Annotated in this window: 14 protein-coding genes; 7 read left to right on the plus strand and 7 right to left on the minus strand. The window is 66.9% G+C overall.

Translation table 11 applies throughout. The features are described from left to right. Both B3E91_RS14600 and B3E91_RS14605 read right to left on the minus strand, forming a co-directional pair. Nucleotides 1-361: SDR family NAD(P)-dependent oxidoreductase (locus B3E91_RS14600; RefSeq protein WP_287030111.1), on the minus strand; the 361-nt coding region annotated here is incomplete at its 3' end. A gap of 88 nt (nucleotides 362-449) precedes the next feature. After that, nucleotides 450-2,246, minus strand: a complete 1,797-nt coding sequence (locus B3E91_RS14605; RefSeq protein ID WP_287030113.1) for an acyclic terpene utilization AtuA family protein — start codon at nucleotides 2,244-2,246, stop codon at nucleotides 450-452. A gap of 200 nt (nucleotides 2,247-2,446) precedes the next feature. Here B3E91_RS14605 and B3E91_RS14610 point away from each other — a divergent pair, with 200 nt between their 5' ends. Continuing rightward, nucleotides 2,447-3,070 (plus strand): TetR/AcrR family transcriptional regulator, encoded by a 624-nt coding sequence (locus tag B3E91_RS14610; protein WP_217632902.1) that lies wholly within the window; start codon nucleotides 2,447-2,449, stop codon nucleotides 3,068-3,070. A gap of 64 nt (nucleotides 3,071-3,134) precedes the next feature. Next, on the plus strand, nucleotides 3,135-3,923 hold the full coding sequence (locus tag B3E91_RS14615; RefSeq protein WP_287030115.1) for a substrate-binding periplasmic protein: 789 nt from the start codon (nucleotides 3,135-3,137) through the stop codon (nucleotides 3,921-3,923). Between the two features lie 107 nt (nucleotides 3,924-4,030). On the opposite strand, the gene B3E91_RS14620 is transcribed toward B3E91_RS14615, so the two are convergent. The 4 genes from B3E91_RS14620 to eat form a co-directional block, all read right to left on the minus strand. Continuing rightward, on the minus strand, nucleotides 4,031-4,198 hold the full coding sequence (locus B3E91_RS14620; RefSeq protein WP_090231234.1) for a DUF2897 family protein: 168 nt from the start codon (nucleotides 4,196-4,198) through the stop codon (nucleotides 4,031-4,033). Between the two features lie 56 nt (nucleotides 4,199-4,254). Further along, nucleotides 4,255-5,019, minus strand: a complete 765-nt coding sequence (gene eutC / locus B3E91_RS14625) for an ethanolamine ammonia-lyase subunit EutC (protein ID WP_090231233.1) — start codon at nucleotides 5,017-5,019, stop codon at nucleotides 4,255-4,257. Next, entirely contained in the window at nucleotides 5,019-6,413 is a 1,395-nt protein-coding gene (locus B3E91_RS14630; protein WP_287030117.1) for an ethanolamine ammonia-lyase subunit EutB, read from the minus strand. Before B3E91_RS14630 ends, eutC begins: the two co-directional genes overlap by 1 nt. Before the next feature lie 116 nt (nucleotides 6,414-6,529). Continuing rightward, nucleotides 6,530-7,900: an ethanolamine permease gene (eat, locus tag B3E91_RS14635; RefSeq protein WP_090231231.1), complete on the minus strand. Its 1,371-nt coding sequence runs from the start codon at nucleotides 7,898-7,900 to the stop codon at nucleotides 6,530-6,532. Nucleotides 7,901-8,249: 349 nt separating this feature from the next. On the opposite strand from eat, the gene pyrF reads away from it, so the two are divergent. Then, nucleotides 8,250-8,948 (plus strand): orotidine-5'-phosphate decarboxylase, encoded by a 699-nt coding sequence (pyrF, locus tag B3E91_RS14640; protein ID WP_090231230.1) that lies wholly within the window; start codon nucleotides 8,250-8,252, stop codon nucleotides 8,946-8,948. Nucleotides 8,949-9,937: 989 nt separating this feature from the next. Here the strand turns inward: pyrF and B3E91_RS14645 are convergent. Then, on the minus strand, nucleotides 9,938-10,945 hold the full coding sequence (locus B3E91_RS14645) for an NADP-dependent oxidoreductase (RefSeq protein ID WP_273234496.1): 1,008 nt from the start codon (nucleotides 10,943-10,945) through the stop codon (nucleotides 9,938-9,940). 231 nt (nucleotides 10,946-11,176) lie between these two features. Between B3E91_RS14645 and B3E91_RS14650 the strand changes: the two genes are divergently transcribed. The 4 genes from B3E91_RS14650 to B3E91_RS14665 all read left to right on the plus strand — a co-directional run. Continuing rightward, the gene (locus B3E91_RS14650; RefSeq protein WP_273234494.1) at nucleotides 11,177-11,938 is read left to right on the plus strand and encodes an SDR family oxidoreductase; all 762 of its coding nucleotides are present in this window, start codon (nucleotides 11,177-11,179) and stop codon (nucleotides 11,936-11,938) included. A gap of 153 nt (nucleotides 11,939-12,091) precedes the next feature. Beyond that, nucleotides 12,092-14,065: an alkyl/aryl-sulfatase gene (locus B3E91_RS14655; protein ID WP_287030120.1), complete on the plus strand. Its 1,974-nt coding sequence runs from the start codon at nucleotides 12,092-12,094 to the stop codon at nucleotides 14,063-14,065. Between the two features lie 280 nt (nucleotides 14,066-14,345). After that, nucleotides 14,346-16,547 carry a PQQ-dependent dehydrogenase, methanol/ethanol family gene (locus tag B3E91_RS14660; RefSeq protein ID WP_287030121.1) on the plus strand — a complete coding sequence of 734 codons (2,202 nt, stop codon included), beginning with the start codon at nucleotides 14,346-14,348 and terminating at the stop codon, nucleotides 16,545-16,547. Between the two features lie 51 nt (nucleotides 16,548-16,598). Further along, nucleotides 16,599-17,044 (plus strand): aldehyde dehydrogenase family protein (locus B3E91_RS14665; protein WP_287030122.1); only part of this gene is annotated, 446 nt, incomplete at its 3' end.

The raw sequence follows: 17,044 nt of genomic DNA on the forward strand, positions 1-17,044 counted from the left end.
TGCGCACCACGGTCTCGAAGCCTTTCTGGTTGATCGAGACGAGCGGGGCGGGGTACTGGCCGCCGGCGTTGTTGACCAGGTGATGGATCGGACCGTGTTCGGCGATCACCGCCGAGACCATGGTCTTCACCGCGTCTTCCTCGCGGATATCGCAGACCCGCCAGGCGACGCTGCCGCCGTCCTCGATGATCTCGCCGGCGGTGCTTTCCAGCTTGTCCTGCTTGCGCCCGACCAGCACCACGTGGGCGCCCAGGGCCGCCAGTTCGTGCGCGGTGCAACGGCCGATGCCGCTGCCGCCGCCGGTGACCAGCACGGTCCGGCCGCTGAACAGGCCGGGTTTGAAGATCGAGTCGTATGTCATTGTTGTTGTCCTTCGGCTCGTTTTAGGCCCCACCCTCAAGGTGGCGGGCTATCCATTTGGCGTCGTGGCGTGGCGGATGGCGAGAGCCTCATGCATCGTCCAGCGACTGCGCCAGCGTACGAGGCACCGGCACCGGAAACTCCAGCAACTGCTGGGCGAATGCCTTGCCTTGCGGGTCGATGCGCAGGCTGGCCACGCCACCCCCGCCCAGGGCGTTCTCCAGCAGGAAATTCAGGCTGTGCGTGCCGGGCAGGTACCAGCGGGCGACGCGCCCGGTGACCGGGTCGAGCACGTGGCGCATCCACTCCACCACGGCATCGCAGGTCAGCGCTTCGGCGATCCACGGCAGGTACTCGGGGTGGCGCGCCATCACCCCGATGTTGCTATGGTTGCCCTTGTCGCCGGAACGGGCCACGGCGAGGCGGATCAGCGGCACGCTGGTGTCCGCTTCGCCCTCGGGGCGCGGCGGTTGCAGGTCCTCGGGCAGTTCCCGGGTATCCAGCGCCGGGCGGGGCGGCAGGGCGACGGGCAGGCGTTCTCCGTTCAGCTCGACGCTCAGCGCGCAGGCGCCCTTGTCGATCAGGAAGGAGAACAGGCGGATCACCGGGTACACCGTCGGCCGTCCGCCGACGATGCCGGTCAAGCCCGGCGCCGTGCCGGTCGCCGCCTGGGCGATCTCGCGGGAGAACAGCAGCAGGGCTTCCTTGCGCGGATGGCGCACGCCGATCTTCACCACCACCTCGCGGGCGTCGCGGCGTTCGGCCCGCGCGCCGTAGGTGGCTTCGGCGCCGAGCAACTCGATGTCGACCTGAGCGAAAGGCGCCCAGTGGCGCTGGGCGAACATTTCCTCGCAGCGTGCGACGATCGCCCGGCTGACCCGTTCCGCCTTGCGCACCGCGTCGATCCCGGCGATGAGGAAACTGGCGACGCAGCGGAAACCGTCCGGCCAGGTGGCGCTGACCTTGTAGCGTTCGGTGGGTGCAAGGCCACGGGCGCCCTGCACGGCGACGCGGTTTTCGCCGACCTGCTCGAGCGTCACCTGGGTGAAGTCGCAGACCACGTCCGGCAGCAGGTACGCGCGCGGGTCGCCGATCTCGTAGAGCAGTTGCTCGCCGACGCTGAACGGGCTGACCAGGCCGCCGCTTCCCGGCGGTTTGCCGACCACGAAGCGGCCATCGGCGGCGACCTCGACGATGGGAAAGCCGATGTGCTCGTAGTCCGGCACGCGTTCCCAGTCGGTGAAGTTGCCGCCGGTGCACTGCGCGCCGCACTCGATGATGTGCCCGGCCAGCGCGGCCTGGGCCAGCCGGTCATAGTCGTCCCAGGCCCAGCCGAACTCATGCACCAGTGCGGCGCTGACCACAGCGCTGTCGACCACCCGGCCGGTGATGACGATGTCCACGCCCTGTTGCAGCGCCGCGACGATGCCCGGCGCGCCTAGGTAGGCATTGATCGACACGCACATCGGCGGCAGCGGGTCGCCGCTGAACATCTCCTGGATGCCGGCCTTGCGCAGCTCGGCGAAGCTCGGCTGCAGGTCGTCGCCGTGCAGGACGGCGATCTTCAGGTCGACGCCGGCCTTGGCGCAGGCGCTGGCGAGGGCCTGGGCGCAGGCGTGCGGGTTGACCCCGCCGGCGTTGCTGATGACGCGGATGCGCTTGCTGGAGATGTCCTCCAGCAGCGGCGCCAGCACCTCGACGAAATCCGTCGCGTAGCCGGCTTCGGGGTTCTTCATGCGCGCGCCGGCCATGATCGACAGGGTGATCTCCGCGAGGTAGTCGAACACTAGGTAGTCCAGTTGCGCACCCTGGACCAGCTGTGCGGCGGCCGTGGACGTATCGCCCCAGAAGGCGGAGGCGCAGCCGATGCGAACGGTCTTTGACATGGAGAATTCCTGCAGCGGGATTCGATTGCAGCGGAGACTACCAAGCAAGCGCTTGGTTGAAAACCCTGTCGCGATGCTTTTCTTGCCCAAGCGCTTGCTTGGCGACTCGGCGCGGCATAAATTCCTTCGCATACACAATGACTTGCGTATATCGGACGGTTTTGCCGATGGCGCATCAGACAGTAAGCGGGGAATTCAGCGTGGACGATCGGCAGGCCCAGGCAGTGATGGCGGAATTGCTCGCCAGCGGACAGATCACCGATCCTGAAAGCGCCCGCGGCAAGTTGCTGCAAACGGCGGCGCACCTGTTCCGCAGCAAGGGCTACGAGCGCACCACGGTGCGCGACCTGGCCAGCGCGGTGGGCATCCAGTCCGGCAGCATCTTTCATCACTTCAAGAGCAAGGACGAGATCCTCCGTTCGGTGATGGAGGAAACCATCCGCTACAACACCGCGCTGATGCACGCCGCGCTGGCGCAGGCCGAGGATCTGCGCGGGCGGGTGCTGGCGCTGATCCGCTGCGAGCTGCAATCGATCATGGGCGGCACCGGCGAGGCGATGGCTGTGCTCGTCTACGAATGGCGGTCGCTGTCCGAGGACAGCCAGCGCTACATCCTCGGCCTGCGCGATACCTACGAGCAGCTCTGGCTCGACGTGCTCGACGAGGCCCGCGCGGCGGGCTATTTCAGCGGCGACAGCTTCATACTGCGGCGTTTCCTGACCGGCGCGCTGAGCTGGACGAACACCTGGTTCCGCCCCGAGGGTCCGATGAGCCTCGATCAACTGGCCGAGCAGGCGCTGTCACTGGTCATCAAGGAACGCTGAAACCGGCCGATAACGAGTAGCCCCGAATCCGCGGGGCGCCGCACTCGTCATCGGGGAACCCTTCGTGTTCGCGCCTAGCAAAATCCTCTTTCTGCTCTGCTGTCTGCTGACTCAGTCGCTGCTTGCCGCGCAGCGCGTGGTGGTCGGCGCGACCGAGTATCCGCCCTATGTGACGATGCCGGCGCATGGTGAGCCGAGCGGCTTGCTGCCGGAGCTGCTGGAGGCGATGAACGCGGTGCAGGACGACTACCGCTTCGAGATCACGCTGACCTCCACGGGGCGGCGTTACCGCGACTTCACCCGCGGTCGTATCGACCTGGTGCTGTTCGAGTCGCGGCAGTGGGGCTGGCAGGACATCCCCATGCAGACCCTCGACCTGGGTATCGACGACTCGGAAGTCTTCGTCGCCCGCGCGGTGCCCGGCCGCGACCAGAGCTACTTCGCCACGCTGGAAGACAAACGCCTGGGGCTGCATATCGGATATCACTATGCCTTCGCCGATTTCGAGAGCGATAGCGAGCGCCTGCACCAGCGCTTCGACGTCGTCGTCAGCCGCTCCCACGAGACCAACCTGGAAATGCTCCTGCGCCAGCGCATCGATCTCACGGTGATGGCCAAGTCCTACCTGCGCATGGACTTCGACGCGCGCCCCGAACTGCGTGAGCGGTTACTGGTTTCCACGCGCGTGGACCAGACGTTTCGCCCGCTGGCGCTGATTCGCCCGAACGGGCCGATCGACGCCGAGCGCCTCTCGGCGATCCTCGAAGCGCTGCGCCGCGACGGTCGCTATGCCGCGCTGCTGGCGCGCTATCACCTCGACGCCGCGACCGCGCAGGACGACGCCAGGCATTAGCGCTGCGTTCGAGCCGTGAGCTGACGAGAAGGAGGCGGGCTTCGCCCACGCTGCGCCAGGCGCGGCCGCTGGCGTAGGTGAAGCCCGTGGAGTCGCGGGGAGGGCGGTCAGCGGTCGTCCGCGTCCTGGGCGTCCGCTTCGGCGTTGCGCTGGTGGACGCGGTCGAGTTGTTCCTTGGACAGCGGCACTTCCTTCGCCGTGTCGCGCAACATCATCAGGCCGCCGACGATGGAGCCGATGGCGACCAGCAGAATCAGCCAGGCATACCATGGCATGGGAATCTCCTTCTTGTCTTTGGGTGTCCTTACCTTAGGACGCGCGAAACAGCCTGTCAGTTCGCGGGCAGTACGTCATGCAGCGTGCTGTCGTCCTTCAGCGCCACGCCGGAGAGCTGCAGGCGCAGCGCGCCGCGCACCAGGTGGTCGAGCTTGTGGGCGGCTACGCCATAGGGCAGGCCTTCCGGGCGCACGTTGGAGATGCAGTTGCGCTCGCTGTCCATCAGGCCGACCTTCGGCGCGTAGCTGACGTACAGCCCGAGGCTGTCCGGCGACGTCAGCCCGGGGCGTTCGCCGATCATCACGATCACCAGCCTGGCTCGCAGCGCCTCGCCGATGCCGTCGCCGATCGCCACGCGTCCCTGTTCGGCGAGCACCACCGGCGTGTTCGCCCAGTCGGCCTCGAAGCGTTCGCGGAACAGGCGCAGCAGCGGCAACGCGTGGTTCTGCACGGCGATCGAGGACAGCCCGTCGGCGATCACCACGGCCAGTTCCGGCGCCGGTGCCTCCTCGCGCAGGCGCTCGCGGCACGCTTCGTCGAGGCTGCGGCCGCGGTCCGGGCGCAGCAGGTAGACATGCCGGTCCTCGGCGTCGCTCTTCACCCGCAGGGTGCGGAAGCCGGCGGCCTGGAGTTCGTCGCCGAGGGCGTCGAAATCCAGCGGCCGGTGCACCGCGTCGCGCGCCTGGGCGTGCGCCAGGCCGAACTTGAGTACCTCGCTGGTCGGCAGGCTGGAGCCGACCCGGCCGAGCGCGATGCGCGCCGAGGTGTGCGCGCGCAGTTCGTCCCAGGGGTTGCCTTGCGTCAGGGTCAGGTCGCTCATCAGGCGGCTCCGGAAAGGAAGGGCAGTTGCTTGAGCAAATGGTGGCCGCGTCCGATCTCGCGCAGTTGCCCGGAGGCCTCGGTGATCGCCATGCGCGTCAGCCAGGCATCGAATTCCGGCGCACGTTTCAGGTCGAGCACGCTGCGCAGGTAGAGCGCGTCGTGGAACGAGGTGCTCTGGTAATTGAGCATGATGTCGTCGGCGCCGGGGATGCCCATGATGAAGGTGATGCCGGCGGTGCCGAGCAGGGTCATCAGGGTGTCCATGTCGTCCTGGTCGGCTTCGGCGTGGTTGGTGTAGCAGACGTCGCAGCCCATCGGCACGCCGAGGAGCTTGGCGCAGAAATGGTCTTCCAGCCCGGCGCGGATGATCTGCTTGCCGTCGTAGAGGTACTCCGGCCCGATGAAGCCGACCACGGTGTTGGTCAGCAGCGGCTTGAACTCGCGGGCCACGGCGTAGGCGCGCGCCTCGCAGGTCTGCTGGTCGACGCCGTGGTGACCGCCCGCGGAAAGCGCCGAGCCCTGGCCGGTCTCGAAGTACATCAGGTTGTCGCCGACGGTGCCGCGGCCGAGGCTCTGCGCGGCGTCGTGCGCCTCGCGCAGGATCGACAGGTTGATGCCGAAACTGGCGTTGGTCTTCTCGGTGCCGGCGATCGACTGGAACATCAGGTCCAGCGGCGCGCCGGCCTCGATGGCCTGGATCTGCGTGGTGACGTGGGTGAGCACGCAGCTCTGCATCGGAATGTCGAAGTGCTGGCGGACTTCATCGAGCATCTGCCACAGGCGCATCAGGGTCGGCAGCGAGTCGCTCGCCGGGTTGATGCCGACCACCGCGTCACCCGAGCCGTAGAGCAGGCCATCGAGCATGCTCGCCGCGATGCCGCGCACGTCGTCGGTGGGGTGGTTGGGTTGCAGGCGCACGGAGAGGTGCCCGGGCAGGCCGATGGTGTTGCGGAAGCGGGTCACCACGCGGCACTTCTTCGCCGCCAGGATCAGGTCCTGGTTGCGCATCAGCTTGCTCACCGCTGCCGCCATTTCCGGCGTGATGCCTGGCGCCACGGCGCTCAGCGTGGCGCTGTCGGTGGAATCGAGCAGCAGCCAGTCGCGCAGGTCGCCGACGGTGAGGTGGGAGATCGGGGCGAACGCCGCGAGGTCGTGGCCGTCGATGATCAGGCGGGTGACTTCGTCGGCTTCGTAGGGAATCAGCGCTTCCTCGAGGAAGCGTTTGAGCGGCACGTCGGCGAGGGCGATCTTCGCCGCCATGCGTTCCTCGTAGGTCGCCGCGGCGAGGCCGGCCAGATAATCGCCGGAGCGCGCGGGGCTGGCCTTGGCCAGCAGGGTCTTGAGGTCGGCGAAGCGGTAGGTCTGGCTGCCGACGGATGTGCTGTAAGGCATGGCGGGGCTCCGTGGGGCGGGCCGCGGCGCGTCGGGGTCCGGTGCGCGACGGCGGGCTCGGAAACGACGACGCCGGGCGCAAGCGTCCGGCGTCGGCACTCAGGCGTCACTAAACGTCAGGCGGCACCACCGGTCAACAGCACGTCGCTGCGGGCGTTGGCGCGCTGATGGCCGGTCAGCAGGAAGTAGACGAAGCCCACCACCATGAAGCCCAGGAAGATCAGCCCGATGATCGCGTTGAACCAGGCCATCGCCACCAGGCAGACGACTGCCAGCACCAGGGCGATGCCCGGTACGATCGGGTAGCCCGGCGCGCGGAAGGTGCGCTCCAGGTTCGGCTCGCTCTTACGCAGCTTGAACAGGCTGAGCATGCTCATGATGTACATGACGATGGCGCCGAACACACTCATGGTGATCATCGCCGCGGTCAGGGTCATGCCTTGCAGGTTGATCAGGCCGTCGCTGTAGATCGCCGCGATACCGACCACGCCGCCGGCGATGATCGCCCGGTGCGGCGTCTGGAAGCGCGACAGCTTGGCCAGGCTGGCCGGCAGGTAGCCGGCGCGGGCGAGGGCGAAGAACTGCCGCGAGTAGCCCAGGATGATGCCGTGGAAGCTGGCGACCAGACCGAACAGGCCGATCCAGACCAGCATGTGCAGCCAGCCGGAGCTTTCCCCGACGACCACTTTCATCGCCTGCGGCAGCGGGTCGTTGATGTTCGACAGGGCCGCCCAGTCGCCTACGCCGCCGGCGAAGATCATCACGCCCATGGCCAGCGTGACCAGTGTCAGGATGCCGGCGATGTAGGCCTTGGGAATGGTGCGTTTCGGGTCCTTGGCTTCTTCGGCGGCCATGGCGGCGCCTTCGATGGCGAGGAAGAACCAGATGGCGAAGGGGATCGCGGCGAAGATGCCGGAAATCGCCGCGCCGCCGAACTCGTTGGAACCGGCCCAGCCGTTGAGCACGAAGTTGCTGAAGCTGAAGCCCGGTGCGACCACGCCCATGAACACCAGCAGCTCGGCCACCGCGAGGATGGTCACCACCAGCTCGAAGGTCGCGGCGATGCTGACGCCGAGGATGTTCAGGGTCATGAAGACGATGTACGCGCCAACCGCGGCCAGCTTCGGATCGAGACCGGGGAACTGCACGTTGAGGTAGGCGCCGATGGCCATGGCGATGGCCGGCGGCGCGAAGACGAACTCGATCAGCGTGGCGAGGCCGGCGATCAGCCCGCCTTTTTCACCGAAGGCGCGGCGGCTGTAGGCGAAGGGCCCGCCGGCGTGCGGAATGGCGGTGGTCAGCTCGGTAAAGCTGAAGATGAAGCAGGTGTACATCGCCGCCACCAGCAGCGCGGTAACCAGGAAACCGAGCGTTCCCGCTACGCCCCAGCCATAGCTCCAACCGAAGTACTCTCCGGAAATCACCAGGCCGACGGCGATACCCCACAGATGCAGGGTGCCGAGGGTGGGTTTGAGTTGCGTGCTCATGCTGACCTCTCAATGGATTTTCGACACGTTCAGTTACGTTTTGCAGCGGTCGTGCCAGTCTTGCGTTTGCACGAAACAGAGCCTGGCCCAGCGGTTCCCTTGGCCTCGCACGGCGTGACCGGCGGGTCAGCGTGTCGCGCTGGTGCGTCGAGCGGAGAGAGTGAATCGATTCAGCGCGCGCCGCCGAGCCAAAGTCGAGCGCGCCAGCCGGGAGGATCGGGGCAAGGAAAAGTCGCCCACAGGCGTGCGGAAGGTCGGAAAATCGTCCTTCGGCACCTCGCGCGGCTACGGAAAACTCCGGCGTTCTGCGACAATGCGCGCCGTTTTCGATCCGCCGTGAGAGCCCGCCATGTCCGCCTGCCAGTCCCCGATCATCGTCGCCCTGGATTTCCCGTCCCGCGACGCCGCGCTGAAACTCGCCGATCAGCTCGATCCGGCGCTGTGCCGGGTCAAGGTCGGCAAGGAGCTGTTCACCCGCTGTGGCTCGGACATCGTTGGTACATTGCGCGACCGGGGCTTCGAGGTTTTCCTCGACCTGAAATTCCACGACATCCCCAACACCACCGCGATGGCGGTGAAGGCGGCGGCGGAGATGGGCGTGTGGATGGTCAACGTGCACTGCTCCGGCGGGCTGCGGATGATGGCTGCCTGCCGCGAGATGCTGGACCGCTTCAACGGGCCGAAGCCGTTGCTGATCGGCGTGACCGTGCTGACCAGCATGGAGCGCGAGGACCTGGCCGGAATCGGCCTGGACGTGGAGCCCCAGGTTCAGGTGCTGCGCCTGGCGGCGCTGGCGGAGAAAGCCGGGATGGATGGCCTGGTCTGCTCGGCGCAGGAGGCCAGTGCATTGAAAGCGGCGCATCCACGGCTGCAGCTGGTCACTCCCGGCATTCGCCCGGCCGGCAGCGCGCAGGACGACCAGCGTCGCATCCTCACCCCGCGCGAGGCGCTGGACGCCGGCTCCGACTATCTGGTGATCGGCCGCCCGATCAGCCAGGCGGCCAACCCGGCGCAGGCGCTGTCAGCGGTGGTCGCCGAACTGGCCTGAGGCCTCGTCGGTAGCTCGGACCCTAGACGGACCGTAGGGTGGGCTTCAGCCCACCGCCTCGGCACCGAGTGAGCTGTGGTGGGCTGAAGCCCACCCTACGCGAGGCGGCGCTCGGCTGAGCTTCAGTGCCCGCTTGCCGAATTTTTCGCCCCACCCCGCGCGAGACGCCGGCTCCGAAGACGCAGCTTCGCGTAGCTAAGACAGTAGGGTGGGCTTCAGCCCACCGCCTCGGCGCCGAGTGAGCTGTGGTGGGCTGAAGCCCACCCTACGCGAGGCGGCGCTCGGCTGAGCTTCAATGCCCGCTTGCCGAAGTTTTCGCCCCACCCCGCGCGAGGCGCTGGACGCCGGCTCCGAAGACGCCGCTTCGCGTAGCTAAGACCGTAGGGTGGGCTTCAGCCCACCGCCTCGGCGCCGAATGAACTGTGGTGGGCTGAAGCCCACCCTACGCGAGGCGGCGCTCGGCTGAGCTTCAGCACCAGCTTGCAGAAGTTTTCGCCCCACCCCGCGCGAGGCGCTGGACGCCGGCTCCGAAGACGCAGCTTCACGTAGCTAAGACCGTAGGGTGGGCTTCAGCCCACCGCCTCGGCGCCGAGTGGACCTTGGTGGGCTGAAGCCCACCCTACGCGAGGCGGCGCTCGGCTGAGCTTCAGTGCCCGCTTGCAGAAGTTTTCGCCCCACCCCGCGCGAGGCGCTGGACGCCGGCTCCGAAGACGCAGCTTCACGTAGCTAAGACCGTAGGGTGGGCTTCAGCCCACCGCCTCGGCGCCGAATGAACTGTGGTGGGCTGAAGCCCACCCTACGCGAGGCGGCGCTCGGCTGAGCTTCAGTGCCCGCTTGCCGAATTTTTCGCCCCACCCCGCGCGAGGCGCTGGACGCCGGCTCCGAAGACGCGGCTTCACGTAGCTAAGACCGTAGGGTGGGCTTCAGCCCACCGCGTCGGCGCTGAGTGGACCTTGGTGGGCTGAAGCCCACCCTACGCAAGGCGTCGCTCAACTGACCTTCAGCACCAGCTTGCCGAAGTTTTCGCCCTTGAACAGTTTGCCGAGGGTTTCCGGGAAGGTTTCCAGGCCTTCGACGATGTCCTCGCGGCTCTTCAACTGGCCGCTGGCCAGCCAGCCACCGATCTCCTTCATCGCCGCCGGGAAGCCTGCCGCGTGGTCCATCACCACGAAACCTTCCATGCGCGCGCGGTTCACCAGCAGCGACAGGTAGTTGGCAGGGCCCTTCATCGCCTGCTTGTTGTTGTACTGGCTGATGGCGCCGCAGATGACCACCCGCGCGCCGCGGGCGAGGCGGCTCAGCACCGCGTCCAGCGTGTCGCCGCCGACGTTGTCGAAGTAGACGTCGACGCCTTTCGGGCATTCGCGCTTGAGGCCTTCGGCAAGATCCTCGCTCTTGTAGTCGATGGCGCCGTCGAAGCCCAGCTCGTCGATCAGGTAGCGGCACTTCTCGGCGCCGCCGGCGATGCCGATCACGCGGCAACCCTTGATCTTGGCGATCTGCCCGGCAACGCTGCCGACCGCGCCGGCGGCGCCGGACAGCACCACGGTATCGCCGGCTTTCGGTGCACCGGTTTCCAGCAGGGCGAAGTAGGCGGTCATGCCGGTCATGCCGAGGGCGGACAGGTAGACCGGCAGTGGCGCGCGCTGCGGGTCGACCTTGTACAGCCCGTTAGGCGCGCCGAGGTAATAGTCCTGCACGCCGAGCGCGCCGTTGACGTGGTCGCCGACGGCGAAGTCGGGGTGCTGCGAGGCGACCACTTCGCCCACGCCCAGGGCGCGCATCACCTCGCCCAGGCCCACCGGCGGAATGTACGACTTGCCTTCGTTCATCCAGCCACGCATGGCCGGGTCGAGGGACAGGTACTTCACGCGGACCAGGATCTGCCCCTGGCCGGGTTCGCCCACCGGCTTCTCGACGTACTCGAAAATGTCGCGGGTGGCTTCGCCGACGGGGCGTTTGGCGAGGAGGAATTGGCGATTGGTGGCGGCAGTCATGGCAGGTACTCGAATCGATGGGTAGGTGACTGTGATAGTTCGCCCGGCGCCCGGGTTCAAGTTTTGTCTGCCCGGAGAATGCCCGTCGATCCGTTCGACTGATGGTGGGGCAGGGTGCTTCATCAGCAGCATGGATCGCCAGCCAACCGGCGTCCTGATAGTGATGCCGACCTGCGTGGGCGCGTGGATAGACTGCGGCACACCATTACTCGCCACTGCTGAGGATTGACGATGAGCATGACGTTTTCCGGCCAGGTCGCCCTGGTCACCGGCGGCGCGGCCGGTATCGGCCGCGCGACCGCCCTGGCATTCGCCAGCGAAGGGCTGAAGGTGGTGGTGTCCGACCTGGATGCCGCCAATGGCGAAGCCACCGTCGAGGCGATCCGCGCCGCCGGCGGCGAGGCCAGCTTCGTGCGTTGCGACGTCACCCGCGAGGCGGATGTGAAAGCGCTGATGGAAGGCGTGATCGGCGCCTACGGTCGCCTGGACTACGCGTTCAACAACGCCGGCATCGAGATCGAGAAGGGCAAGCTGGCCGACGGTGGCGAGGACGAATTCGACGCCATCATGGCGGTCAACGTGAAGGGCGTCTGGCTGTGCATGAAGCACCAGATCCCGCTGCTGCTGGCCCAGGGCGGCGGCGCGATCGTCAACACCGCCTCGGTAGCCGGCCTCGGCGCGGCGCCGAAGATGAGCATCTACGCCGCCTCCAAGCATGCGGTGATCGGCCTGACCAAATCCGCGGCCATCGAGTATGCGAAGAAGAAACTGCGGGTCAACGCGGTGTGCCCGGCGGTGATCGATACCGACATGTTCCGCCGCGCCTACGAGGCGGACCCGCGCAAGGCCGAGTACGCCGCCGCCATGCACCCCGTCGGTCGCATCGGCCTGGTCGAGGAGATCGCCGCCGCGGTGCTCTACCTGTGCAGCGACGGCGCAGCCTTCACCACCGGTCATGCACTGGCCGTGGACGGCGGCGTCACCGCGATCTGATCGCCTCGCCAGGTCGCCGCTTCGCGACGGCCTTCGGGCGGAACGGCAGGGATGCTTTTTCCGCCTACGCGCTCTCTTTCACGCGTGGTACGGGACAAGCGGCCGTTTCGCTTGTCGCACACTGCGATCGTCCTAGAAGAAGAGAGAAACTTCATGCCCGTGCCCCTTTTGCTGCAAGGCCTATCCCTGGCCCTGTTCGGCGGATTCGTCGCCACCTCGCTGGCGGCCGAGACACCCAAGCCGGCCACCGCGCTGACCGCATCGGTCAACGCCGCCTGGAACGAGCGCCTGCCGTTCGCCGACCAGGCCGATTTCCAGGCGGCCCGTCGCGGCCTCATCGAAGCCTTCGACGGCGTGATCCGCGACGGGGACGGCAAGCCGGCCTGGGACCTTCCCGCCTATGCCTTCCTCAACGGCAAGCCGGCGCCGGACTCGGTCAACCCCAGCCTCTGGCGCCAGGCGCAGCTGAACAACATCGCCGGGCTGTTCCAGGTCAGCGAGCGGCTGCACCAACTGCGCGGCATGGACCTGGCGAACATGAACGTCATCGAGGGCGACACGGGGCTGATCATCGTCGACCCGCTGCTCAACCAGGCCACGGCGAAGGCCGCGCTGGAGCTGTACTACAAGCACCGCCCGCGCAAACCGGTGGTGGCGGTGATCTACACCCACGCGCACGTCGATCATTTCGGCGGTGTGCGCGGGGTGGTCGACGAGGCGGACGTCAAGGCCGGCAAGGTGCACATCTATGCGCCGGAAGGCTTCTTCGAGCACGCCATCAGCGAGAACGTGATGGCCGGCCCGGCGATGAGCCGCCGCGCGCAATACATGTACGGCGCGCCGCTGCCACGCGGCGAGCGCGGCCAGGTCGACGCCGGGCTCGGCAAGTCGGTGCCCAGCGCCGGCACCATCACGCTGATCCGGCCCACTGAGGTGATCGCGCAGCCCATCGAGCGGCGTCGCATCGACGGTATCGACATCGAGTTCCAGCTGACGCCCGGCACCGAGGCGCCGGCGGAAATGAACCTGTACTTCCCGCAGTTCCGCGCGTTGTGCATGGCCGAGAATGCCGCGCGCGTGCAGCACAACATCCTTACCCTGCGCGGCGCGCTGGTGCGCGATCCGAAGGTCTGGGCTGGTTATCTCGACCAAACGCTGCAGCGCTACGGCGACAAGTCCGACGTGCTGTTCGCCCAGCATCACTGGCCGACCTGGGGCCAGGCGGAGATCCAGACCTTCCTCGCCGACCAGCGCGACATGTACGCCTTCATCAACAGCCAGACGCTGCGCCTGCTCAACCAGGGGTTCACGCCGATGGAGATCGCCGAGAAGCTGAAGAGCCTGCCGCCGAAGCTCGCCAGCAAATGGTACACCCGCGATTACTACGGCTCGCTGAGCCACAACGTGCGCGCCGTGTACCAGCGCTACATGGGCTTCTACGACGGCAATCCGGCCAACCTGAACCCGCTGCCGCCGGTCGAGGCCGGCCAGCATTACGTGGCGGCCATGGGCGGGGCGGACAAGGTGCTGGCGCTGGCCCGCGAGTCGTTCAAGCAGGGCGACTATCGTTGGGTGGCGCAACTGACCAACCACCTGGTGTTCGCCGAGCCGGACAACAAGGCCGCGCGCGAGCTGCAGGCCGACGCCCTCGAGCAGCTCGGCTACCAGAGCGAGAACGCCACCTGGCGCAACGCCTACCTGATGGGCGCCAACGAGCTGCGCAACGGTGTTTCCAGGCAGCCCGGCGTCGGCAGCAACGCGCCGGACCTGGTCCGCTCGCTGACCCCGGCGATGTTCTTCGACTACCTGTCGGTGCGCATCGACGCCGAGAAGGAGGCCGGCGAGGACCTGCTGATCAACTGGAGCTTCAGCGACCTCAAGGAAGACTACGCACTGACCCTGCGCAACGGGGTGCTCACCCATCGCGACGGCGTGCTGCATCCCCAGGCCGATGTCAGCGTGACCATGGACAAGGCGCTGCTCGACCGCATTGCCCTCAAGGAAACCAGCTTCCTCAAGCAACTCATGGTCGGCAACATCAGCATGCAGGGCGAACGCCTCAAGCTCGGCCGGCTGCTGGGCGGCATGGACGATCCGGACGGCAACTTCAACATCGTCACGCCCTGAGACCTCCGTCCTCCTCCCCGAACGCGGCTCCGGCCGCGTTTTTCATGCCTGTCGTTCGGCGTCGCGCCGCTAATTGGCTGTCGCAGAACTGTTCTGCCTGTCTCGGCGAATGCGACAGCTGTCGCGGCGCGCGATGCCGCCAAAACCGCCTCGCTGATCGTTGAAAGCCGCGCCGTTACTGGCCTGCACGGCCTTCGCCGGTGGCTGGCATAGCGGTTGCTCTCCTGAGTGGGACTGCAGCGAAACGCTCCAGCCCCTAATAAGAAATCGGGAGAAACCCATGAAACAGATTGGCCTCGCTTCGCGCGCAGCCCGCTTGCCTGAAAGCGGGCGTGCCTCTGGCGCCGTTCCACTGACTTCCCTGTGCATCGCCATCCTTCTCGCCCTCGGCTCCACCACCTCGCTGGCCGCACCTCAGCCGGCCGCTGTAGACGGCGCGCGGATCGCCGCCGCGGACAAGGAACCCGGCAACTGGATGTCCACCGGCCGCACCTACGACGAGCAACGCTTCAGCCCGCTGAAACAGGTCAACGACGGCAACGTCGACAAACTCGGCCTGGCCTGGAGCTACAAGCTGGATATCGACCGGGGCGTCGAAGCCACGCCCATCGTCGTCGACGGCGTGATGTACACCACCGGGCCGTTCTCCATCGTCTACGCCCTGGATGCGCGCGACGGCAAACTGCTGTGGAAATACGACCCGCAGTCCGACCGCTCGCGCGCCGGCGAAGCCTGCTGCGATGCGGTGAACCGCGGCGTGGCGGTGTGGAATGGCAAGGTCTATGTCGGCGTGCTCGATGGCCGCCTGGAGGCCATCGACGCCAAGACCGGGCAGAAGGTCTGGAGCGTCGACACCCGCAGCGACCACAGCCGCAGCATCACCATCACCGGCGCGCCGCGCATCGTCAAAGGCAAGGTGATCATCGGCAACGGCGGCGCCGAGTTCGGTGTGCGCGGCTATATCACCGCCTACGACGCCGAGACCGGCAAGCAGGACTGGCGCTTCTTCACCGTACCGGGTGACCCCAAGGAAATGCCCGAAGGCAAGGGCATGGAAATCGCCGCCAAGACCTGGTTCGGCAACAACTACCACAAGCAGGGCGGTGGCGGGACGGTGTGGGATTCGATGTCCTACGACCCCGAGCTGAATCTGCTGTACATCGGCGTGGGCAACGGCTCGTCGTGGAACCCGCGCATCCGCAGCGAAGGCAAGGGCGACAACCTGTTCCTCTCGTCCATCGTCGCCATCAACCCGGACAACGGCGAATACGTCTGGCACTACCAGACCACGCCGGGCGATGCCTGGGACTACACCGCCACGCAGCACATCATGCTGGTGGACCTGGAACTCGACGGCAAGAAACGCAAGGTGCTGATGCAGGCGCCGAAGAACGGCTTCTTCTACGTGATCGACCGTGAAACCGGTGAGCTGCTCTCTGCGAAGAACTTCATCCCGATCAACTGGGCCACCGGCATCGACATGAAGACCGGCCGGCCGATCCGCAACGAGAAGGTCGCCGAATACTGGAAGGACCCGGAGAAAAAGGCCCGCCTGATCCAGCCCGCGTTCTGGGGCGCCCACGACTGGCAACCCATGTCGTACAACCCGCAAACCGGACTGGTGTACATCCCGGCGCACATCATGTCGGCCATGTACCAGGACGTGGACGGCGCGCCGCCACGCTCCAAGTTCAAGAGCATCTACCAGCTCGACGTGAACACCGGGATGATGCCCGAGGACCCCGAAGGCCTGCGCAAGATCGCCGACACCTGGACCGGCAAGCTGATCGCCTGGGACCCGGTCAAGCAGGAAGCCGCGTGGGAAGTGCCGTACACCACCATCTTCAACGGCGGCACCCTGAGTACCGCCGGCAACCTGGTGTTCGAGGGCACCGCCAACGGCCGCGTGGTGGCCTACGCCGCCGACACCGGCAAGAAGCTCTGGGAACAGCCCGCCAACACCGGGGTGATGGCGGCGCCGGTGACCTATGAAGTGGACGGCGAACAGTACGTGACCTTCATGGCCGGCTGGGGCGGGGCGTTCTCCACGTTCGCCGGCGCGCTGTCGTTGCGCGCCGGGGTCAAGCCCAACGCCCAGGTGCTGACCTACAAGCTCGGCGGCACCGCCACGCTCCCCGACCTCAAGGACCGCTTCGCCGACCGCAAGCCCGAGCCGCCGAAACTCACCGGCACCCCGGCACAGATCGACCAGGGCCGCGAACTGTTCAATTCGAGCTGCTCGCAATGCCACGGCATCAATGCCATCAGCGGCGGCGTGGTGCCTGACCTGCGCACCCTGAGCAAGGAAAACCACGAGCGCTTCCTCGGCATCGTCTATGGCGCGCGCATCCCGGACGGCATGCCGTCGTTCGAGGGCCATCTCGACGCGAAGCAGGCCGAAGCGGTGCATCAGTACCTGATCAAGCGTGCCTACGACCTACAGGAACAGCAGGCCGCCGCCAAGAACACCGCCGCCAACTGACCCCCAGACGCCCGCTGCGGCGGGCTTTTACTCGTGGATGGGAGAAACGCAATGAGCACCATCGTCACCTACCAGAACTACATCGATAACGCCTTCATCGGCAGCGAAGAGCTGATCGAGGTGCATAACCCGGCCAACGCCGAGCTGCTGGCGCGAGTGCCGCAAGCGACCAATGTTCAGGTCGAGCGCGCCATCGCCGCCGCGCGCAAGGCGCAGAAGGGCTGGGCCGCCAAGCCGGCCATCGAACGCGCCGGCTACCTGCGCAGGATCGCCCAGAAGGTGCGCGACAACGCCGAGCGCCTGGCCCGTGTCATCACCCAGGAGCAGGGCAAGGTGCCTGGCCTGGCGCTGGTGGAAGTCAACTTCACCGCCGACTACCTCGACTACATGGCCGAGTGGGCGCGCCGCCTGGAAGGCGAAATCCTCACCAGCGACCGCGCCGGGGAAAACGTCTTCCTGTTCCGCAAGCCGCTCGGCGTGGTCGCCGGCATCCTGCC

It is taken from the genome of Pseudomonas sp. UBA6310, from assembly GCF_002438225.1.
Lineage (GTDB): Bacteria > Pseudomonadota > Gammaproteobacteria > Pseudomonadales > Pseudomonadaceae > Pseudomonas_O > Pseudomonas_O kuykendallii.